18 protein-coding genes, 1 tRNA gene and 1 other annotated feature are annotated in these 22,269 nt (G+C 42.4%); of the genes, 13 read left to right on the top strand and 6 right to left on the bottom strand.

Annotated elements, in window-relative coordinates:
* Positions 1-69 precede the first annotated feature (69 nt).
* The 3 genes from HC643_RS17400 to HC643_RS17410 all read left to right on the top strand — a co-directional run bounded on the left by HC643_RS17400 (position 70) and on the right by HC643_RS17410 (position 5,193).
* Positions 70-2,838 (top strand): response regulator, encoded by a 2,769-nt coding sequence (locus tag HC643_RS17400; RefSeq protein ID WP_038083769.1) that lies wholly within the window; start codon positions 70-72, stop codon positions 2,836-2,838.
* 689 nt (positions 2,839-3,527) lie between these two features.
* On the top strand, positions 3,528-3,707 hold the full coding sequence (locus HC643_RS17405) for an adenylate/guanylate cyclase domain-containing protein (protein ID WP_137986315.1): 180 nt from the start codon (positions 3,528-3,530) through the stop codon (positions 3,705-3,707).
* On the top strand, positions 3,694-5,193 hold the full coding sequence (locus HC643_RS17410) for a diguanylate cyclase domain-containing protein (RefSeq protein ID WP_038083765.1): 1,500 nt from the start codon (positions 3,694-3,696) through the stop codon (positions 5,191-5,193). The genes HC643_RS17405 and HC643_RS17410 overlap by 14 nt, the downstream gene beginning before the upstream one ends.
* 17 nt (positions 5,194-5,210) lie before the next feature.
* On the opposite strand, the gene HC643_RS17415 is transcribed toward HC643_RS17410, so the two are convergent.
* A complete protein-coding gene (locus HC643_RS17415; RefSeq protein ID WP_038083763.1) occupies positions 5,211-5,786 on the bottom strand; it encodes a Uma2 family endonuclease in 576 nt (191 codons plus the stop codon).
* A gap of 36 nt (positions 5,787-5,822) precedes the next feature.
* The gene (locus tag HC643_RS17420) at positions 5,823-7,172 is read right to left on the bottom strand and encodes a PrsW family glutamic-type intramembrane protease (protein ID WP_038083761.1); all 1,350 of its coding nucleotides are present in this window, start codon (positions 7,170-7,172) and stop codon (positions 5,823-5,825) included.
* Between the two features lie 320 nt (positions 7,173-7,492).
* Between HC643_RS17420 and HC643_RS17425 the strand changes: the two genes are divergently transcribed.
* Positions 7,493-9,463: a serine/threonine-protein kinase gene (locus HC643_RS17425; RefSeq protein ID WP_038083759.1), complete on the top strand. Its 1,971-nt coding sequence runs from the start codon at positions 7,493-7,495 to the stop codon at positions 9,461-9,463.
* Positions 9,464-9,613: 150 nt separating this feature from the next.
* Here the strand turns inward: HC643_RS17425 and HC643_RS17430 are convergent, their stop codons facing one another.
* On the bottom strand, positions 9,614-10,582 hold the full coding sequence (locus HC643_RS17430) for a glycosyltransferase family 2 protein (protein WP_038083757.1): 969 nt from the start codon (positions 10,580-10,582) through the stop codon (positions 9,614-9,616).
* 143 nt (positions 10,583-10,725) lie between these two features.
* Here HC643_RS17430 and rplS point away from each other — a divergent pair, with 143 nt between their 5' ends.
* From rplS to rplL, 8 genes are all read left to right on the top strand, one after another.
* Positions 10,726-11,088 carry a 50S ribosomal protein L19 gene (rplS, locus tag HC643_RS17435; protein WP_038083755.1) on the top strand — a complete coding sequence of 121 codons (363 nt, stop codon included), beginning with the start codon at positions 10,726-10,728 and terminating at the stop codon, positions 11,086-11,088.
* Between the two features lie 154 nt (positions 11,089-11,242).
* A tRNA-Trp gene (locus HC643_RS17440) sits at positions 11,243-11,315 on the top strand.
* 174 nt (positions 11,316-11,489) lie between these two features.
* Complete coding sequence (gene secE / locus HC643_RS17445; protein WP_038083753.1) at positions 11,490-11,711, top strand: preprotein translocase subunit SecE; 222 nt, start codon at positions 11,490-11,492, stop codon at positions 11,709-11,711.
* Positions 11,711-12,352, top strand: a complete 642-nt coding sequence (gene nusG / locus HC643_RS17450; RefSeq protein ID WP_038083751.1) for a transcription termination/antitermination protein NusG — start codon at positions 11,711-11,713, stop codon at positions 12,350-12,352. The genes secE and nusG overlap by 1 nt, the downstream gene beginning before the upstream one ends.
* Positions 12,353-12,358: 6 nt before the next feature.
* The gene (rplK, locus tag HC643_RS17455; protein ID WP_038083749.1) at positions 12,359-12,784 is read left to right on the top strand and encodes a 50S ribosomal protein L11; all 426 of its coding nucleotides are present in this window, start codon (positions 12,359-12,361) and stop codon (positions 12,782-12,784) included.
* Positions 12,785-12,914: 130 nt separating this feature from the next.
* Positions 12,915-13,631, top strand: coding sequence for a 50S ribosomal protein L1 (rplA, locus tag HC643_RS17460; RefSeq protein WP_038083950.1), 717 nt, complete (start codon positions 12,915-12,917; stop codon positions 13,629-13,631).
* 90 nt (positions 13,632-13,721) lie between these two features.
* Positions 13,722-13,920: a sequence feature (ribosomal protein L10 leader region), on the top strand.
* Between the two features lie 79 nt (positions 13,921-13,999).
* Complete coding sequence (gene rplJ, locus HC643_RS17465) at positions 14,000-14,551, top strand: 50S ribosomal protein L10 (protein WP_038083747.1); 552 nt, start codon at positions 14,000-14,002, stop codon at positions 14,549-14,551.
* A 78-nt stretch (positions 14,552-14,629) separates the two neighbouring features.
* Entirely contained in the window at positions 14,630-15,025 is a 396-nt protein-coding gene (gene rplL / locus HC643_RS17470; protein WP_038083745.1) for a 50S ribosomal protein L7/L12, read from the top strand.
* 373 nt (positions 15,026-15,398) lie between these two features.
* On the opposite strand, the gene psbA is transcribed toward rplL, so the two are convergent.
* The 3 genes from psbA to HC643_RS17485 form a co-directional block, all read right to left on the bottom strand.
* Entirely contained in the window at positions 15,399-16,481 is a 1,083-nt protein-coding gene (gene psbA, locus HC643_RS17475) for a photosystem II q(b) protein (protein ID WP_038083742.1), read from the bottom strand.
* Between the two features lie 365 nt (positions 16,482-16,846).
* The gene (locus HC643_RS17480; protein ID WP_038083740.1) at positions 16,847-18,388 is read right to left on the bottom strand and encodes an MBOAT family O-acyltransferase; all 1,542 of its coding nucleotides are present in this window, start codon (positions 18,386-18,388) and stop codon (positions 16,847-16,849) included.
* A 54-nt stretch (positions 18,389-18,442) separates the two neighbouring features.
* A complete protein-coding gene (locus tag HC643_RS17485) occupies positions 18,443-21,454 on the bottom strand; it encodes a DUF1574 family protein (protein WP_038083738.1) in 3,012 nt (1,003 codons plus the stop codon).
* Positions 21,455-21,964: 510 nt separating this feature from the next.
* Between HC643_RS17485 and HC643_RS17490 the strand changes: the two genes are divergently transcribed.
* The gene (locus HC643_RS17490; protein ID WP_038083947.1) at positions 21,965-22,198 is read left to right on the top strand and encodes a hypothetical protein; all 234 of its coding nucleotides are present in this window, start codon (positions 21,965-21,967) and stop codon (positions 22,196-22,198) included.
* The last annotated feature ends 71 nt before the right edge of the window (positions 22,199-22,269 follow it).

A 22,269-nucleotide genomic window follows, 5' to 3' on the forward strand; every position in this document is an offset into this window, starting at 1 on the left:
GGTTAGTATCGCATTCATTTAGCACAAAATTCATTATTATTTTACCAATCAATAATAGTTTTCAGTAATATGACTGATGTAAGTGAAAATGACGGTAGTTTAGTCTATTTAAAGGATGATATATCATACAAAGAGGTCACAGATGCATGGAAAGTTATGATTGTGGACGATGATATATACGTTCACCAAGCAACGCATCTTGCATTAGAAGATTTTACATTTGAGGGCAAACCTTTAAAACTCATTTCAGCTTTCTCTGGTGTTGAAGCACAACAATTAATTCAAGATAACCCCGATACAGCCTTTATTTTATTGGATGTTGTGATGGAAACCCAAGATGCTGGTTTAAAGGTTGTGAAATATATCCGGGAAGTCGTAAAAAATCAATTAGTACGTATTATTTTAACAACGGCTCAACCCGGACAAGCACCAGAAACGTCAGTCATCTTAGATTACGATATTAACGATTATAAAACTAAACTAGAACTCACCCAACAAAAACTTATTACAACCACTATAGTTGCTTTGCGTTCATATCGCCAGATTTTACAAACTCAACAACCGCAATTTACTATCCCGCAAGCTAATATTCTAGTTGTAGACGATAATCTTAGTGACTTGCAATTGCTTAGCAAAACTTTATCAGAATCTGGATATAAAGTTCGACCAACACAAAGTGGAAATTTAGCCATTCGTTCTGCAAATTTATATCCTCCAGATATTATATTAATAGATATTTATTTAAGAGACTATGATGGCTATACCGTTTGCCAAAAGTTAAAAGCAACAGAAACAACTAGCAGTATTCCAATTATTTTTATTAGTGCTTCTTGTGAAATTTTTGATAAAGTCAAAGCTTTTGAAGTGGGAGGAATTGATTACATTACCAAACCGTTTCAACCAGAGGAAATTATTGCTCGAATTGAAACTCATTTGACAAATCGAAGACTCAAACAACAATTAGAAGAACAAAATCGGAGATTGCAGCAAGAAATACAGATTCGGACTTTAGCAGAAGAACGTTTGCTCATAGTAGAAAGAGCGATCGCAGCTACTTCTGATGGAATCGTTATCACTACTGCTTCTCCCGATTATTCTCTAGTTTATGTCAATTCAGGGTTTGAAAACCTCACGGGTTACTCCGTAGCAGAAGTTATTGGCAAAAATTGTCGCTTTCTACAGGGTGACGAAACAGATCAACCCGGTCTTTTAGAAATTCGCCAAGCCTTGAAAGATGGGAGAGAGTGTCAGGTTGTTGTGCGAAATTTTCGTAAAGATGGCACTAGCTTTTGGAATGAACTCAAGATTTCTCCAGTTTATGATGCTGCAGGGAACTTGACAAATTTTATCGGCGTACTGAAAGATATTTCCAAACGCCTCGCCACCGAACAAGCCCTTGCTATTGCTAAAGAAGCAGCGGAACAAGCCAGCAAAGCCAAAAGCGCCTTTCTCGCAAATATGAGCCACGAATTGCGGACTCCCTTAAATGCAATCCTTGGCTTTTCTCAATTGATGCTTCGCAGCGCAAACCTTCCTGTCGATCAAAAAGAAAATGTAGATATTATTCATAATAGCGGAGAACATTTACTGGCTCTCATCAACCAAATTCTTGATTTTTCTAAGATAGAAGCAGGAAGAGTTACCCTTAATTGCAAAACTTTTGATATTGTTAACCTCCTTAATGAAGTGAGACATTTGTTTCGCCTCAAAGCAAAAGAAAAGGGCTTGGAATTAATCTTTGATTGCATTGCTGAGATTCCTCAATATATCCGTACCGATGAAGTCAAACTGCGTCAGGTTTTGATTAACCTGCTATCCAATGCAATCAAGTTCACAGTTCAAGGAAGCGTTACACTCACCGTAGAACTTATTTCTAACTTAGAAGAAATAACCCACCCCAATCAAACATCTATTACTGACTCTCTGGTATTTTCTATTACAGATACAGGCATTGGAATTGCTCCTTGTGAAATGGATAATCTTTTTCAGCCATTTGTACAAACCTCATCAGGTCAGAAATCTCACGAAGGTACGGGTTTGGGTTTAGCCATTAGCCGCCAATTTGTGCAACTTATGGGGGGTGAGATGACTGTCCGGAGTGGACTTGGGCATGGCACGACCTTTACATTTAACCTACCTGTAGATATCGACTTTGAAGTTAATAAATCAGAATCTCAAAAGTTGACTCCTCGTGTGATTGCTTTAGAACCGAATCATCCGCCCTGTCGCCTCCTGATAGTGGATGACACAGACTACAATCGTCAACTCTTGGTAAAGCTCCTTGCACCTCTTGGTTTTGAACTTAAAGAAGCAAATAACGGTCAACAAGCAATTGAAATCTGGGAAGATTGGCAACCTCATTTAATTTGGATGGATTTACGAATGCCGATTTTAGATGGTTATAAGGCAACCCAGTACATTCGCGCTCAAGCCAAAGGCTTGTCATGTGCGATTATTGCTTTGACTGCGAGTACATCACAGGAAGCAGAAGCCGCCACTCTTGCTATGGGCTTTAATGCTTTTATCCGCAAACCCGTATCTGAGAAAACTATCTTTGATACTCTCAACAATTATTTGGGAGTACATTACGTTTACGAACAGAAAGTACCCGACGCTCAAGATTCAAGGGAGTTAGTTGAAATACCAAAACTGTCAGTTCAATGGGTGACTGAGATGAAGCAAGCAATCAACTGCGCTGATTTAGAGTTGATAGATAACCTTATTGCTCAAATCTACGTTGAGCATCCCTCCTTTGCCCAACACCTCCAAGGTCACCTTAACAATTTTGAGTACAAGAAAATCCTCAGGATAATTACAGAAAATTATGCAAAAGAGTAAGTTCTTTAGTATTCATGTATTCTAAGTAATATTACTGAGCACACAGTAGCACGAGTAGCCTTTAAATTTCAGCAAGCTCAAAGTCAGCAACTGCTACTTAACATTTTGTCAACTTATTGCCGAATGCCTCCAAGCAGGAAAAAATTCTCTGAACCATTTTTGCAGGTAGGGCATGCCCACCTTACGCCAACAGGTAATAAGAGATTGTGTAGGTAGCTTGAAAGGAGTATTTACCGATTTAATAGGCTTTACCTCTTTTTCCACGATAGAGATTTAGCAGAAATCCTAGAAATTATAAATTTTTGTCAATTTAATTGGTTGGCAAAAAACATGATTTAGAGACAATGACAACAATTGGGGATGCTTACATTAGTGGTTGGAGGTTAACCAACACTATACTGGAATAGTGCTCAAAAAACGCACAAATGGTACTAGTACAGTTCGGCGTAAATAAAGCAACCATTAGTGACAGAGAAAAAGCTTACAGTTAAAGCTTTTGCGCCTTCTGCCACGCCACTTGCTGTAGCCTGTGAAACCCGTCCACCGCAGTGGCTTCTCTGCCATCGTACTTCTGCCTTCGTGTACTAGATATGCGAGCTTGTTTAGCTTAATTCAATGCTGAAACAAAAGAGAAATTTCAGTTGTGAGTAAATAGAAATACGGAAAACGTTGTAGCTAGTTAGATGGTCATGACCGAATTTACTGATGACTCATGGGGAGATACACTCAACATTGCATTGCCTGTTAAGTTCGATAGATTACCTGGCAAGATTCAGCTTGGAAAAATTCTTGTTAAAGGGAAAGGAGAAATGATGACTGGTTTTTGGGAAAAGCAAAACATTTTAAAACACCCTTATGAATTTTGCTAGCAACCCAAAAGCTAAAGCAACAATTTTGGTAGTTGATGATACAGCTGCCAACTTGCGCTTGTTAGTCAACGTCTTGCAACAACATGGCTATAAAGTTCGACCTGTACCCGATGGAAATTTAGCACTACAGGTTGTTCAAGCAAGCCCGCCCGATTTAATTTTGCTAGATATTCTGATGCCAGATTTATCAGGGTATGAAGTCTGCCTGGAGTTGAAAACTAACCCAAAAACTAAGGATATCCCCATTATTTTCTTAAGTGCTTTGAGTGAAGGGCTTGATAAAGCAAAAGCTTTTCACCTTGGAGGTGCAGACTATATTACAAAACCATTTCAAGTGGAAGAAGTGCTAGCACGGGTGGCAAATCAACTGGCTTTACGGAGTTTACAAGTACAACTGCAACAGAAAAATCAGGAACTATGCCAGCAAAATGCTCAGTTGCAATTGCTTCTGACGGCTACAGAAGAAATTAGTGCAGCTGCTAGCATTGATTCTGCATTGAAAAGTGTTCTGGCTTTAATCTGTCAAACAATTGGTTGGGATTTGGGTGAAGCTTGGATTGTGAATTCTGAAGGAACAGCCCTTGAGTGCAGTCAAGGTTGGTATGCTCGCGCTCCTGAATTATCAAAATTTCGTGACGAAAGCCAGAAATTAACATTTTGCCCCAATGTAGGTCTTCCGGGAAGGATTTGGGTTTCCAAACAGCCTGAGTGGCTTTTTGATGTCTCTGAAGATGAGGATAATATCTTTTACCACTGCCATCTTGCTCGCCGAGTCGGTCTCAAAGCAGCTTTTGGCGTTCCTATTCTTTTTAACGAAGAATTTTTAGCAGTTCTCGTCTTTCTTTCCAATAATGCCATGGCTCCGCAATCAAGAGTTCTGGAGTTAGTCACTGCGATCGCAACTCAAATTGGGTCATTGATTAAACGTAAAAAATCTGAGGTTGCACTACAACAAGCCAATCACGAATTGGAACGTTTGATCAACTTAGATGGTTTAACTCAAGTAGCCAATCGTCGGCGCTTCGATCGAGTGTTAGAACTGGAGTGGAGCAGGCTGCGCCGGGAGCAACTGCCATTATCGCTCATTCTCAGCGATGTCGATTATTTCAAACGCTACAACGACACCTACGGTCATATTGCAGGAGACGTTTGCTTGCAGAAGATTGCCCAAGCGATTAGCAATTCTGCCAAGCGCCCCGCCGATTTAGTTGCTCGCTATGGGGGTGAAGAATTTGCTGTTCTTCTACCCAATACAAATCTTGAAGGAGCGATGAAAGTAGCAGACTTAATTCAGCAGCAAATACAAGATCTCTACATACCTCACGTAGAATCAAATATCAGCCAGTATGTCACATTAAGTCTGGGAGCCAGTAGTTTGGTTCCTACCCATGAAGAATCAATGGAAATATTAATTAGAGTTGCAGATCGAGCACTTTATGAAGCTAAAAAACGGGGACGCAATTGTATTGTTGCACAATCGGTGTGACATTGTGTACTAGGGGTTTACTCCTGTCCAACTTTAAAAACTTGCATTGCTGTAAGTTCCAAGCTTGGAAAAGCCACTGATACAATGCGTTCGCTACCTTTAAACACTGCTTCTTCGTAGAATCCATCCTCTAAAGTCAACACTATGATTTTTTCCTTCCCTGGATCGACAATCCAGTATTGTGCTATACCTCGTGCTGCGTATTCAGAACGCTTGTAACGGTAGTCTCTATCTTCATTGACTTTACCAGGAGAAACCACCTCAACAACCAGTGCGGGAGGTGGCATCTCTTGAGTAATAGTAGCCCGCCGTCCCCCAATTGCTACTAGTAGCTCCTGCGTTAGTATCATCAAGTCAGGAATTCGCACGCGTATATGCTTTCCCGTTACCACAATTTCCGTATCTTTATGGCGGATAAGCTCTAGAGGAACGAACTTAAGAAATACAGAGAGTAAATAAATAGAAATTAAATTATTTCTGTCGCTTTCTGGAGGCATTTCCAAAAGCTCTCCATCTACGAGTTCATACCGAATATCTGTTCCATAGTCCCAGGCAAGGTATTCTTCAAGAGTTAGCTTTTTAGTGGTGGTCATTTCACTCACCTTCACAAACTTACGTCAAATCTAGCATTACGAACCGTAGAAACGGGTTGCAAAATTTTGCGATCGCGTAGGTGATAAAGAACGCGCTTTAATAATTGCCGATCCCAGCAAAACATAAGACATTCCGCCAACTATAACTAACAACCCTAAAACAAAAACTCCCAAAGTACCGGTCAGTCCCGCACTGCTGTTCCACAATCCGTGTAATGCTGCAGCGCTCAAATATCCTACAATCAAAGTCCGCCACGCCTGACGTGGTTTGAGAATACTCAAGCCAATACAATAGCCAAACCACCCACTCCAAGCCAAATGCCCAGCCACTTCGCCCAAGATCCTTGGAATTAGCAGTTCCAACCCTGCTAAAAGCCCCGCTTGTTCTCCCATCTCTCTTGCAACTTGTGCAACAGTACCGGGTACATATTGACCCAACGTTTCAAATAGTGTAAATCCTACAGCAGAGGCACTTCCCAGCAAAATTCCATCAAGTGGTTCCCACACCCCGACGCGTTCCCGCCTTGGAGAAGATAGGTTTCTCCCCAAAAAATAAAATACAAATATCGGTAGGGATTTCAGTAATTCTTCTAATAAACCAGCACCAAAAAAATAACGGATAAATAATTGTGGAAAGGGGAGAGTGCTCGGATCGTCAGGCACAGTTCCAGGAAGAAGAACCCGAAATACGAATATAAATAAGTGCAGTATTGGACTTGCCAAAATGATGATAGTAAAAATTATGGAAGCGATCAGTACCCACCAAGGTTTTGGCTTGCCACACAATCTATATACAAAGTATAAAACACCACCTGCTAAATAGGAACCCAGTAAGAATTGATATGTACGTCCTTGAACAAAAAACAACAGCACCACGAATATGACCGTAATAATTCCCGGTATCAGGTAAGCTTTGCGTGTCAGGTCTTTAGGTGGTGACAGGATAGGAAGCAATTGCGACCAGCTGGCTTCACTTTCTGTATGAGAAGATAGAACGGGCTTTGCTGCTACTTGAGTTGGGGAAGCAACGGGTTGTGGTGCTTTGACAGGCTGTTGGTTGTGTTGGTACTCAAAAACAAATTCCGGTCCATTACTACCAAACATAACGCGATCGCCTGCAAGCAATTCCTGGCTACCCTGCAAAGCGTAACCATTCAAAAAAGTTCCATTAGCACTATTTAAATCCCACAGTACATAGCTTATCCTGCCATCTGGTGTTTTTGATGGGCGAACGGATGCGTGTCGTCGCGAAACCATTCCATAGAGATTGGAACTGAGTACTATCTGACAGCTGGGGTCGCGCCCAATGACTACTTCGCCTGTTGTCAACAGCGAGTAAGAATTGTTTCCACTGCCAGATACCAAACGCAGAAAAGCAATGCTCATGTAGGTATATCCTCTGCCTACCCGTTTAAAATTTTAAATTGAATTTTTACAGTACGTATTGTTACTGAAAAAATTGAGTTGCGTAGCAACTGAGTCAGCAACACTACATCCTTAATACCATTTCTTTATAGAGTATTCCCAAAAAACATAGTTAATCTTTGAACTGGTTCTTGTATGTGAACATATAGCAAAGGCAACAAACCTTGTAACAACACGGATTGCCAAAGAACAATGGACTGAAGTATGAAATATTCAGATGAAGTCAAAACTTTATTCTTTATAAGACTTATTCAAAGGACATTATAGGAGATCCGTATTAAATGATACCTGAAGTTATTAATAATCGTTACAAAATAGTGAAGGTTTTAGCAGAAGGTGGTTTTGGCAAGACTTTTTTAACTGAAGACACGCACTTACCCTCTGGGCGTCGATGCGTAGTCAAGCAGCTCAAACCAATCGCAGACAATCCTCAGATTTATAAATTAGTTCAAGATAGGTTTCAGCGAGAAGCAGCTATTTTGGAAGAATTGGGAAGCGGGAACAATCAAATTCCCCAGTTATACGCGTACTTTTGCGAACAAGGTCAGTTTTATTTGGTTCAAGAATACATTCAGGGTAAAACCTTATCTCATAAAGTACAAACAGAAGGTTTGATAAGTGAAAGTGATGTCAGGGAAATCTGTAAGAGTTTGTTGCAAGTTCTCAATTACGTACATAGCAAACAGATTATCCATCGAGATATCAAGCCAGATAACATCATTCTCCGGGATGCAAATGGGGCACCCGTTTTAATTGATTTTGGTGCCGTGCGAGAATCAATGGCTACGATTGTCAATTCTCAAGGTTATCCTACAAGCTCGATAGTTATTGGAACGCCAGGATTCATGCCACCAGAACAAGCCGCTGGGAGACCCGTTTACAGCAGTGACTTGTACAGCTTGGCAGTGACAATGATTTACTCGCTAACCGGGAAAATGCCGCAACAGCTGCCCCTAGACTCCAGAACGGGCAATATTATCTGGCATGAGTATGCAGCAAATATCAGTTCTGGTTTGCGGATGGTCTTGGATAAAGCAATTGCCTATAATCCAAGCGATCGCTTCCCAACAGCGCGAGAGATGCTTGATGCCTTGCAATTGCCTGCTGATGCTAGTGTCGATCCTACGCTCGCAATCTCTTACAATACCCCAACAATACACACTGTTCCGCCGACTATCGCACATTCAAGTGGCTATCCTTCTCAAAATGTGCCACCAACTGTCATCAGCGCAAACTCCGGTGGATTGTCTTCTGTACCGCCTACAACTATCGGCTCACAGTCACGCCCTCCTGAGAATATTTCACAGACCGCCACTCCAGGGACTGGTTCGACTTGGGTAGGGGGTGGAGGAACATTTAATAAATCCACGCCCGTACCATCAGAGATAAGGGGTTGGAATTGGGGAGCATTTTTGATATCACCATTGTGGTGCATGACTAACCAAGTTTGGTTCGGATTGCTATCCTGTCTACCTGTGATTGGTTTACCCATAAATCTCCTACTAGGGCTCAAAGGTAATACTTGGGCTTGGAGAAGCCGTCCTTGGGCGAGTGTTCCTGCCTTTAAATCCCATCAGAGAGGTTGGACTATAGCTGGTTTAGCGGTGACTCCTTTTTGGACACCCATTGTCATCATCTTTTATATCGCTATATTTTCTCCCATGTCAGAACCGACGGCTAATAACAATAAGTCTGAAACAAGCCAGTCGAGTATCAATCCAACTGCTTCTCCTTTACCTCAAAATTATCAAACGGGCAAATTTCAAGAAATTGAAATAGGCAATTTAAAAAATTATAAATTTAAAACAGGTTTGTTTTCCATCAATGTTCCTGAAAATTGGACATTTCGGGATAACAGCAAGCCAGGGGAGGCAATAGTTTTATGGCAAGATCGAGCTAAAAACGGAGCTATTATTGTCAATATTTTTGCCCAGCAAAAGCAGCAAAATCAACAACAATTAGCAGAAAGTTTAAAGAGAGTTCTCAAGAGCTTTTTTAGTTCGCAAAAAGATTTTAGGCTCGAACAAGCTGAAATGCAATTTGATGGCAGTGTCAAAATTAATTGGAGCTATACAGTCACATCGGAAGGCGTTACGGGAAAACTTACAGGTAATAGTTTTATCGAGCAACGCGGTGATAAAATTTCAATTTTCACCCAAGCTTTGCCTCTAGATCAATACGACAAACTAGAAAAATCATTGGATTTAATTCTGAGTAGCTATAAAATAAATCCATCGGGTTCATTGCCTTAGAAATTTTTCCTATTTGTTAAAGACTAGTACGTGAAGGTAGATGTACGTTTGTCTGGGGGAAGAAGGTGCAAAAGCTTTTAATTTCAGCTTTTTATTTGTTACTAATGGGTACCTTATTACGACGCGCTGTCCTGGTATTCCCAAAATTTGCTAAATCTTTATTAAGACTAGTTTGCGAATGGAAGAATTGTACTTCTTCAATCGCCTTACTAGAAGAGCGTCTAACAACAAACGCCAAGCATGGTACGAAAGAATACAGGGGTCGAAAATATTAATAAAACTGTTAAGATTTCTACTTTTAAGAGCAACTATAGTCCAGTGTAGTTTTAAGTAACTTTTGATATCTTGAAGAGGCAAAATATCTTGACGGTATTTTTCATCGACTAAAGCATGAATTTTTTCCTTCATTAAAATATTTGTGTCTAACCTAACTTTGAGGGAAATTTTTTGATCGTAACCTCCAGTCCAGACAGTACGATAAGCAAGACATTGATTGAGAAAAATAGCATCCCCATGTTGGGCAATGCGAATCCAAGAATCAATATCATCACAACTCGTTAATTTGACATCCCACCCTCCAGTTTGTAGGAAAGCCTCACGGTTGCAAGCAACTTGAACGGGTGTACCAAAAGGTATAAGTTCTAGCAACATGCCGTAATGAATGTCTGTTTGCGGGACGTAGTAGGCTAGCCCCGGACCGACAACAGGCGTGCGGCTCTTTTCAACTCCGTTTATATCTACCTGAGCCGCAATGCAAGAGCAGATGACTGCGCTTTTTCGCAGTGCGATCGCCCTGACCATTTCTTCCAAACAGTTGGGACTTAAGTAATCGTCATCATCCAAAAACTTAATCCAGTCTCCACTGCTGGCTTTGACTCCAGCGTTGACTGTTGCTGCATGACCTTGATTGACCTCATTGCGATGATAAACAAGGCGTGGTAAATTGTCATGGCATGACAGTTCAGCGCTTAAGCTTTTCATATAATCTTGGGTGCCATCTAGCGAACAGTCATCAGCAACAACCAGCTCGCATGGGAACGTCTGGTTGAGTACGGAGTTAATCGCTCGTTGCAACAACGTTAAACGGTTGTAGGTCGTAATAACGACGCTGAATTTCATAAATCGGATTCTCGCGACGATTGCCCTCTATAGTCCATTTTCCATCTAGCACCGTTATACTTGGTAAGTGCTCCCACTAAAATAACTAGACTGAATGCTAGTTGTCGATTTATTATTGTTGATTGTGAGTTTTTGCACCAAATATGAACGCTCAGCAGATCATCCGCTCTATAGAAGCGGAGCAGCTTAAATCTAATTTGCCCCAAATATTTGTGGGTGACACAGTCAGAGTCGGAGTTAAAATTAAGGAAGGCGACAAGTATCGCGTCCAGCCCTATGAGGGAGTTGTTATTTCCATACGGAATGGTGGGATTAACGAAACTATTACAGTTCGTCGCGTATTCCAGGGTGTAGGCGTCGAACGAGTATTTTTAGTCCATTCCCCACGGATAGACAACATCAAAGTACTGCGTCGTGGGAAAGTTAGGCGTGCTAAGCTTTACTATCTACGCAATCGTGTAGGTAAAGCGACCCGGATCAAGCAACGCTTCGATCGCCCTCTGTAACATCAACAGGCAGGAAACTTTGGGAGAAAGCTCGACAAAAAAGCGGCTTTAGCCGCCATAAAGAGTTCCATCGACCAAAGTTAACTAAACAAGTAGCCAATTTGTGTTATCCTAGTGTAAGCTAGTGATGGTAACTTAATAAGCAACAGCTTGTGCGCTCTTAGTTCAGTTGGTAGAACGCAGGTCTCCAAAACCTGATGTCGGGGGTTCAAGTCCTCCAGGGCGCGCTGTCAGCTAAGACAATGCCCGAAACTAAAGCAGTATCTGCTGGGTTAGCAGTATGACTTATAGATTTCGGGTATAGTTTTTGTGTTTGTAGCAAGTCGCTTCAAACAAGCTGGAGCTGTTACAAAAAAAGTAATAGGCAGCGTGTATGTAATGAACGGGGGAGGAGCGCGATCGTGGCCAAAAAAAATGAAGCAGAAATAGCGGAAACAACCAACTCTTTAGGACTTCCGAGCTTCTTCCAAGGACTCAAGGAAGAATTTGATAAGGTGGTTTGGCCTAGTCGGCAGCAGCTCGTGAGCGAATCAGCCGCTGTTTTGTTAATGATGGCACTGTCCGCATCCCTAATATTTCTAGTAGATAAATTTTTTACTTGGGCAGCACAACAGGTGTTCTGATGACTTATGCAACAGACGGTGAGCGTGATGCAACGCTACAGTCAGACGATACCGCAGATTCAGCGCTAGGCGCTTCCAAAGAAGCTCGCTGGTATGCAGTTCAAGTCGCTTCTGGTTGCGAGAAGCGAGTCAAGACAAATTTAGAGCAGCGCATTCAAACCTTTGATGTAGCTGATAAAATTGTTCAGGTGGAAATCCCACATACACCAGCAGTCAAAATCCGCAAGGATGGTTCTCGCCAGCATACAGAGGAAAAAGTATTTCCCGGTTATGTCCTTGTCAGAATGCTGATGGATGATGACACTTGGCAGGTAGTACGCAACACATCTCACGTGATTAATTTCGTGGGAGCAGAGCAAAAGCGTGGAAGTGGCAAAGGTCGCGGTCACGTAAAGCCTGTACCATTGAGCCATACAGAAGTCGAAAGAATCTTCAAGCAGACCAGCGAGCAGGAAGCAGTTGTCAAAATTGACATGGCTGCAGGTGATAAGATAAAAGTGCTTTCGGGTCCGTTTAAAGACTTTGAAGGTGAGGTGATTGAAGTCAGTCCTGAACGGAGTAAGCTTAAAGCTCTGCTTTCGATTTTTGGGCGGGATACACCAGTAGAATTGGAATTTAATCAGGTAGAGAAACAGAGCTAATCAAACATGGCGAAAAAAGTAGTTGCGGTCATTAAGTTGGCCCTAAATGCTGGGAAAGCCAACCCAGCACCGCCAGTTGGTCCTGCATTGGGTCAGCATGGCGTGAACATTATGATGTTTTGTAAGGAGTACAACGCCAAGACGGCAGAGCAAGTTGGAACGGTCATTCCGGTAGAAATTTCGGTATATGAAGACCGGAGTTTTACCTTCGTTCTCAAGACTCCGCCGGCTTCGGTACTTATTACTAAAGCAGCAAAAATTGAAAGAGGCTCCAGCGAACCAAATAAAAAGAAAGTTGGTTCCATTACAAAAGAACAATTGCGTCAAATTGCCCAAACAAAATTGCCCGACCTCAACGCCAACGATATCGACGCGGCGATGAAAATTATCGAAGGCACTGCCAAAAATATGGGCGTAACAGTCAAAGATTAGTTAGTGGCAAGCCGTTAATAGTTAGTGGGAAAGAAAACAACTAACAACTAGCAACTAGCAACTAACAAACAAATAACAAAAATTATCGGGGGAGAGGCGAATGCTTCGTAAGAAACCCCAGGAGAGCGAAATGGCGAAAAAAGTATCGCGCCGCTTGCAGGCGCTTCTAGAAAAAGTAGAAGACAAAGATTATCAGCCCTTAGACGCATTAGCGCTGCTGAAAGAAACAGCTACAGCAAAGTTTTCGGAAGCAGCAGAAGCACACATCAGATTGGGCATTGACCCCAAATACACCGACCAACAACTGCGGACAACTGTGGTATTGCCCAAAGGAACAGGGCAAACAGTGCGGGTAGCGGTGATTGCCAGAGGTGAAAAAGTTACAGAAGCCAGCAATGCAGGCGCTGACGTTGTCGGTTCGGAAGAACTGATTGACGAAATTCAAAAAGGCAGAATGGACTTTGACAAGCTAATAGCGACACCTGATATAATGCCACAGGTAGCAAAGCTAGGTAAGTTACTCGGTCCTCGCGGTTTGATGCCATCCCCCAAAGGTGGAACAGTTACATTTGACATCGCAAGTGCGATCGGGGAATTTAAAGCAGGTAAACTAGAATTCCGAGCTGACCGTACTGGTATCGTCCATGTTATGTTTGGTAAGGCATCCTTCACACCAGAAGATTTACTGGTAAACTTGAAAGCGTTGCAAGAAACCATCGATCGCAACCGTCCTTCAGGAGCAAAAGGTCGTTACTGGCGAACAATGTACGTATCCGCTACAATGGGACCTTCTATTAAAGTCGATGTCAACGCCCTACGGGATTTGAAACAGGCTGAAGGTGTATAAATGGCTAATGGCTAATGGCTAATGGCTAATGGCTGATGGCTAATAAAAAACTAACGATTAGCAGTTAGCTATTAGCTATTAGCAATTCAAAATTAAATACAGCGACAGCCGGAGACAGCAGGTGCTATTTGCTTAATATCCTGCCGAGGTTTGCGTCTTAAATGCTAAAAGTACATCCTAAAAAGGCTTTATGTACTGTGGTGTAAAGACGATGAAGTAAAGACTTATTGTTAAAAGTGTCTTTACTACAAAACCCCGGCTGCGAGAGCTGGGGTTTATTGTTTTTGTAGCTAATTACTAATAGCTATTCGCTAATGGTAAAAGCACAATTAGCTATTAGCTATTAGCAAAATAAGGAGGTGATTAAGATGCCAAGATCCATAGAAGACAAACACGCTATAGTAGCAGATCTCAAAGAAACTTTGAGTGAGTCGCAACTAGCAATAGTCATTGACTATCAAGGGTTAACAGTTTCAGAAATTACAGACTTACGGAGACGCTTGCGTCCTGCGGGAACTGTCTGTAAGGTAACCAAAAACACTCTCATGGGTATTGCCATTAAAGACCAAGAAAAATGGCAACCACTAGAAGAACTGCTCAAAGGTTCTTCTGCCTTTTTGTTAGTTAAAGAGGATTTCTCTGCAGCAATTAAGGCGTACCAAGATTTCCAGAAAGCCACCAAGAAAACAGAAGTTCGTGGCGGCGTCATGGAAGGTCGCTTGTTGAAAGAGCCTGATATCAAAGCTTTGGGAGATTTGCCATCCAAAGAGCAACTCATGGCACAAATTGCTGGAGCCATCAATGGTTTGGCTACCAAGATTGCTGTTGGCATCAACGAAGTTCCAGGTTCTCTCGCTCGTGCTTTACAAGCTGTCGCTGATAAAGAAAAAGGCGACGGTGAAACTGAAAGTGCTTCTTAGTTAGTAGTTGGTAATTAGTAGAAACGAAATAACTAACAACTAACCATTAATCAATCAACATTACAGGAGTCATAAACAATGTCCGCAGTAACTGATGAAATTTTGGAGAAATTGAAATCACTCACTTTGCTGGAAGCATCTGAGTTAGTCAAGCAAATTGAAGAAGCCTTTGGCGTAAGTGCTGCTGCACCCGCAGGTGGAATGATGATGATGGCTGCACCCGGTACTGGTGCTGCGACTGCTGAAGCAGTAGAAGAGAAGACCGAGTTTGACGTTATTCTGGAAGCAGTTCCTGCTGATAAGAAGATTGCCGTACTTAAAGTTGTACGTGAATTGACCGGTTTGGGTCTGAAAGAAGCAAAAGACTTGGTAGAATCTGCGCCTAAGCCAGTTAAGGAAGCGATCGCTAAAGATGCTGCTGAAGCTGCTAAGAAGCAAATCGAAGAAGCTGGCGGTAAGGTTACTGTTAAGTAATTTTTGATTTGTCAGCTGAGTTCATTACAAAATGACTGACAGGGGATAAGTTCCAAACTATCCATATCAAAGCAGCACCCAAGTTGAAATTCATCATTGGGTGCTGCTTTGTTTTTGTCTGTTTAAGTTTTGGCAAAATGCCCTCAGAATAGAATTCTGGTGATTTCCAATCGTTGGGTTAAAAGGGGTTAGAAAACCGGATTTGGTATAATTTAATCTCTTGACCATTGGTCTAATTTCTTAACGCATTTTTCCCGTTGCCACATTCTCGCTTACCAAAAGCCTTAATAAAATAAAAGCGCCCCCATTTAAGAGGACGCTTTTATTTACTCACAAAAGAGACGATATTTAAACTATGTCTCGAGATTGATGATTAACCGTTGATAGCAGGAGCACTGATAGCAACAGGTGCAACTTCGCCAGCAGCCAAATCGAGAGGGAAGTTGTGAGCGTTGCGCTCGTGCATGACTTCCATACCGAGGTTAGCGCGGTTGAGGATGTCTGCCCAGGTTCCGATAGCGCGACCTTGTGAGTCGATTACGGACTGGTTGAAGTTGAAACCGTTAAGGTTGAACGCCATGGTGCTGATGCCCAATGCGGTGAACCAGATGCCTACCACTGGCCATGCTGCCAAGAAGAAGTGCAATGAACGGGAGTTGTTGAAGGATGCGTATTGGAAGATCAAGCGACCGAAGTAGCCGTGTGCTGCGACGATGTTGTAGGTTTCTTCCTCTTGTCCGAACTTGTAACCGTAGTTCTGTGACTCGGTTTCGGTTGTTTCACGTACCAAGGAAGAGGTGACCAAGGAACCGTGCATTGCACTGAACAAGGAACCACCGAATACACCTGCTACACCTAACTGGTGGAAGGGGTGCATGAGGATGTTGTGCTCTGCTTGGAACACCAACATGAAGTTGAAGGTTCCACTGATTCCCAAAGGCATACCATCGGAGAAAGAACCTTGACCGATGGGGTAGATCAAGAACACTGCGGTTGCGGAAGCCAAAGGAGCAGAGTACGCTACGCAGATCCAAGGACGCATACCCAAGCGGTAGGATAATTCCCACTGACGGCCCAAGTAGCAGAAGCAACCGAGCAAGAAGTGGAAAATCACCAACTGGTATGGACCACCGTTGTAGAGCCACTCATCTAAGGAAGCTGCTTCCCAGATGGGGTAGAAGTGAAGACCAATTGCGTTAGAAGAAGGAACAACCGCACCGGAGATGATGTTGTTGCCATAGATCAAAGAACCTGCAACGGGCTCGCGGATACCATCAATGTCTACAGGAGGAGCAGCGATGAATGCGATGATGAAGCAAATGGTTGCGGAAAGCAGTGTGGGGATCATCAGTACACCGAACCAGCCGACATAAAGGCGGTTTTCGGTGGAGGTGATCCATTCACAGAACCGTTCCCATACGTTTCCGCTTTCGCGACGTTGTACAGTTGTGGTCATAATTTGTTATGAGTGCTTAAATTGCTTAACTAAATGCAACACAGGAATACTTTGATCCTGTATTATTTCGACTGTACATGAATTTACCGAATTTTTACTATTAACGTGTTATTTAATTTTTTTATATATAGAATTAATTTTACTTATGTATGGGATGGTGATGTGATTTTTCAAATACTTTGAGTGATAAAGGATATGCTTATCACTTAAATCTTATGGTGGGCATTGCCTTTCCAACTGAAAATTCACTTCGTTCTCAAACTTGGTCTGGGAACGAGAAAAGAGAGAGTCTTAAATGAGGGATGCCACTCCATTCGCGACTCTGTCTTCTTCTAAGACGGTAAGTCTGTCGAACTCACGTTTAATTAAAAATCAAAGTAAATGTAAGGTAAGCTGCCATCTGGGGCAAGCAGCCAAACTCCATACAGGCATAAAGGGACAAATACAAGCTTGAGAGGCCAGTTGAACTGTAACTTCAAAGTTTGCTTGAAAGCATAGACCACAGTCATGAGGGTAACTAAAACACCCAGCAGAACCATCAGTTGGAACTGACTGATGTTGAGGACTTCTACGTATACCTTTTGAGCAAATTGGCTATCAGCTGGATAACCGAAAAGATGCTGGAAGACGAAAGAGGAATCATTTAAATTCGGCAAGCGGAACCAAATCCATGATGTGAAAACCATCAGTTGGGTGAGCAGCCAAGCCAAAAATGTACCGAGTGGTTTGTGCCAAAAGTTTTCCAAATCCTCATTGCGATCGCTAATTGCATCTGTTAGACGGTGAACAACCAAGGCTAACCCGTGAAATAAACCCCAAACAACGAAACCTAATGCTGCTCCATGCCAAATGCCAGCAATTAACATGATAATCAGTAGATTGACACAAGTCCGATCCAAGCCCTGACGCGAACCTCCCAAAGGGAAGTACAGATAATTTCTCAGCCAGTCTCCCAAAGTCATGTGCCACCGCCGCCAAAAATCAGCAATGCTAGTACTGAAATAGGGGGATTTAAAATTTTCTGGTAAAACCAAACCAAACAGCATCGCACTACCACGGGCGATATCAACATAGCCGCTGAAATCTAAGTACAGTTGTAAGCCGTAAGCCAATGTAGCCAACCATAAATCCAAGCTACCTGCCCGAGGTAAATTACCAAAACAGACATCAACAAAAATTCCCAGGTGATCTGCTAAGATGCGTTTTTTTGCAGCACCTCTAGCAATAAGCCACAATCCTTCTGCAACCAAATCTGGGCTTGGAAAGCGGAGATTTTGAAGTTGGTTGTTTAAAGTATGAAAGCGGGTAATTGGCCCGGAAATGAGTTTTGCAAAGAAAAATTTATAAACTGTAAATTTTAGAAAATCCTTCGTAGCAGGCGCACCACGATAGACATCAACTAAATAAGCAATACATTCAAAGGTGAAAAAAGAAATTCCTAAAGGAGCAATTAATTTAAAAGAGTCAGCAGTAGAATTTGTTGTTGCAGAGTTATGAAATAAGAAATTTAAGCTAGGTTGTAAATACTTAAAGCCAAGTAGTAGCAAAACATTTAAAGCTATCCCAAACCATAAAAGATTTAAACGACGGCGGTTCCAATCCACTTGGGCAAAACGCCAATCTTCATTAGAGAGTTGCCAATCCAAATTATGTTGTCCGGGGGCTGTATTTTCACCAATTTCGCGTCCCAAACGAAAGTTAATATAAATTAATGCAAATAATAAAGGAATGTACTGAACTTGTGCGGGTAACACTGTTGTGCTGGGATTGCCTTCTCCCAAAGAAGCATAAAAGACAACACTAGCAATGAGTAAAGTCCACAATCGTAACTTTTGTTGCCCTACAGACCAATAGATTCCCAGTACACTAAGCAAAAATAGCCCGTATAAAATAGATACTAAATTCATTTTTTTGTTGGTTATTAGTTGTTAGTTGTGATTCTCCTTTGTCTCCCTTGTCCTTCACTGAGTTGGCCAAGGAATCATTGCGTCTTTGGCTAGCTTTTTCGAGACTTCATACGCGCCATAACGGTTGAGATGGCTCGGGTCAGAAAAGAAATTATTGGCTTTGGGCCAAAGTTGGCTTAAATCTCGGTAAATGAAGTTTGGGCGTTCGGCTAAGCTCAACATATAGTTTTGAAACTCTTTCTCATATTTCAATCGCATGGAGTCCAAATACTCAGCAGTCAGAGGCATATTCACAAATACTAGGGAAATGTTATGAGCCTCGGTGAATTCAAGTACCGATCGCAAAGCTGTCTCTTGTTCTCCTTGAAGTCTGAAAGATTTGTAGTCGTTGTCATAACTCCCAAGAACTTTTGGGTGTTTGCTGTAATATTTGTCAGGTTGAAAGCGGATGGACAAAGGTAAGAAGCCATCAAAATCAACTGCTTGCTGTAAATTCTCTTCCGTAGATTCCCCCCGTTCAAAATTAGTGCTATTTGATACTGTATTGGGGTTTAATACTGCTAAAGAGTTGAGTTGTTGGCTTAAGAGTTGTTTGAGCCGATCTCGTTTTTGATAGCTCGCAGAGAAATTGCCCATTCCTTGATTGAGCCACTCATCAACAGCTTTGTAGCCAAGACTACTGTCTTTTTTAACTACCTTTGTTGTTTCTTGCAGCTCGGTCATTTTATTGTCACCATTCTTGGTATGTGCTTTTTCTAACACTTGCTGGTAACCGGGGGATGCTGCAATTGTGTTAAAAGTTATATCTTCCCGACCGCTGTTAAAAGCACGGGAACCATCAGCCCAAAGAATCAGCTTTGGCAGTTGCGATCGCTCGAGAACTTGACGAAGGATAAAATCAACAACTTGTGCCGTAGCACCATTAATCCCAAAATTGAACACATCAACGCCCGAGTAACCTTCGTTCTTTAAAGCTCGAGAAAGAGCTTCTGGATCTATCCCCCTAAGAGCACGGGAAGAGCCAATAATCAACACATCAGGTGGGCTACCTCTTTTTTGCAAACGATGTTTGTAAAGTACGAGTTGTTCGTCCAACTGACGGGCATTAAAACTGGGCATTTGCGAGCGTGCTGCCAAAAGAATAGCAGTTGCATTTGCCCTTTGTTTGATAGGTGTATTTTCTGGGCTTGTGTCTTGGTCATCGTTATTCGGTTGAATAAAGCCCGACGAATTAAAACCGTCATTTTTACGCGAAGGCTTTTCTTTAGAAGTGTTGGTAAAAAAAATTGAACTCTCACCCTGCTCGTTACCACTGTTCTTGGAAACCTTAGATCTAGCAGGTGCAACACTTGCAACTGTCGGGGTTGGTTGTATGTTGCGAGCAATAATTCTACCCAATACCCAATCAGATTGTAATGTCAGAATTAAGCCAAGTGCTCCCCAAACTAAAGCCACCCGGATTCCTTGGGAATCGATTGATTCTTCTGAAAACTGGTCTTTGTCAGCAAATAAATGTGTTTTAATGAGGAACTTTCTGACAGAAGTACTCCAGTCGCGTGCGACTTCTGCAACAAAAGTGTGAACTTCCTCTGGTGTTAAATCGGGGCGCAGAACTGGTTCGCTATCTGTAGCCGGAAGCAGTTCGCCAATATACGCCGAAGTCGCAGCAAATTCTGGAGTTGCTTCCGGTACTAGGCGTTGGCGTTCCTCAAAATCAACACCATAGTTCCAGAAAGGTTCCTTGTTGCCAGCCCGACGACCGTAAATCCGTATTCCTACAAGATCGGGAATTTTTAGCTGACGCACAAATTGAGCAATTTTACTTGCGACTTGTTTGCGTGCGGGACAAACGGGAGCATCGCACATAACGTGTAACAAATCTTCTTTACGCCGCAGGAGTACCCGGAGACCACCCGTTTTAAGACGCAAATCTAAGTTAGGATTTAGCAGACGCTCGAGTAAGAAGATAAGCGCGGGTTCATCTCCTGCAGTTGCCAACTCTAAAGCTGATGCTGCAAAATTTGGATTCTCATTAGCGGGTAAAGTAGACCAATCGACCCAAACAGGTTTGTTATCTGCGGCTGTTTTGCGTCCGTATATAGCAGCCGCCACAATACCTTGAGGGGCTATTTCTTGCAAAAGAGGTTTGATTTTTTCCAAGCACAATGCCTGTTCTGGTATGGCAGCAGTGCCTAACGGGTCGAAAGCTGGGGTGCAGAAAATATGCAACGTCGTTTCTTTGAGAGTAGCTTTTACAGCAACTTTTAACTCTGCCAAAATCTCATTGAGCAGCATCGAAATTGCCTGTATATCCCCCCAACGCGCCCATTCTCGCAGCATCACCTCTGATGGGGTTAAATCTACCCGTAACAGCCAATCTAAGGCAGGTTCACCACTAACTCGCGAGGCAATCACAGCATCTTTGTAGCCAGAAAGCTTTAGATGCCTTAATTTCTGGGCTATTGGTTCGCCAATTAAAGAGGGATCGGGGCTGTAACTCGACTCGCAGAATATCCACAAGCGGCTTTCTTTCTGCTCGGTTTGTCCCGTTACCTTCTGCTCAATTACCTTAACCTCTACGGACACCCCAAAAGCACTCATGGTTTCACTCAGGTAACGCGCAATGGCATCTGGATGTCCTTGGCGTGCCAAACTTTCGTTAGAAACAATCAGCGCTCCACCTAGATTGAATGCTGGTGTTTTAAGACCGCATTTTTCAGCGTCTTGTAACAGCGATTGATGCACCTGTTCGAGATGCCGGTCCAATTGGTTGAGATGTACCCTGTGACACCATTCGGGTTTTTTTTCCCCTTTTCTACGCCCGTAGACGAGAACTTGGTAAATAGCGGGTTGCTCTGCACTTGTCAGGACGTCCAAATCTGTTTGCTGTAGTGCTGTTAGCAAGTCAGACAGAGTTTGCCACTTTTGAGGGCATTCTGGACCTTCACAGAGAATGTGCAGGTCATTTCCTCGCAATCGGATTTTTACCCCGAAAGTGCTAATCCCTGTTGCTTGGCTAACCCATTGCAATAAGGATTGCTGGCTAACTGGTAAGAGTTTTTTCATCTAAAAACCTCCGGGAGCGGAGAAACCATGTGTCTTTAAATCGCTTTGGTCGCTTGTTTCTGATAAACTGGCCACTGATTTAGTACCCAAGTCCCAATTTTTAATTGCGAATCCCTTGTAAACTAGAACCATAGAAGCACAATATGTAACTTTTTTTAACACTTCTGTTACCTTCTTTTCTTAGAAAATCGGCAAAGATAGTCTTGTCAGGTTAGGGCAGATGAGCCACTGTGGTGGTGAGGCAACGCGATCTTGAGGGTTTCCCCCATGAGCGATTGCCCTGTATGGTTCCACAGGCTACAGTAAGTGGTGGCAGAAAGGAAAAATTCCATTTCGGAAGAAAAACGATATCTTTGGGGTTTGCTTGTTCAATCGTCCTTTTACCACGCTAGTTACTTTAATGGAGGTTCCCTCCGCAACGCACTAGATCCTCTGCCCCCGTACTTCTGCCTTCTTTATATTGATTTTTTCGTTTCATTGCTTTTATCCTCTTTACAGGAAGAAATACCAATGCCACCCATAACTTCTAAACCTTCTGAAACTGGATTAGACTTATTTTTGTTTACCATCCCTCAGTATGCCCTCTTACAAGTTGGTACAGCGTCTATACTACTGCTGTTACTAGCTTCAAAAACCACCGTAGAAACCCTGTATGCGATCGCTGAAGCTAGTGAAGAATTGTTTCGAGGCGATCGCCTTCCCATTCTTAACTTTCCAGAGGTGAACGACACAAACAAAAGTTAAAAAATATACATTTTTTGTAAAAAATTCTGTGGCAAACTCCATGACTATAAATGACCAAATTCGATAAATAT

It is taken from the genome of Tolypothrix bouteillei VB521301 (assembly GCF_000760695.4).
GTDB lineage: Bacteria > Cyanobacteriota > Cyanobacteriia > Cyanobacteriales > Nostocaceae > Scytonema > Scytonema bouteillei_A.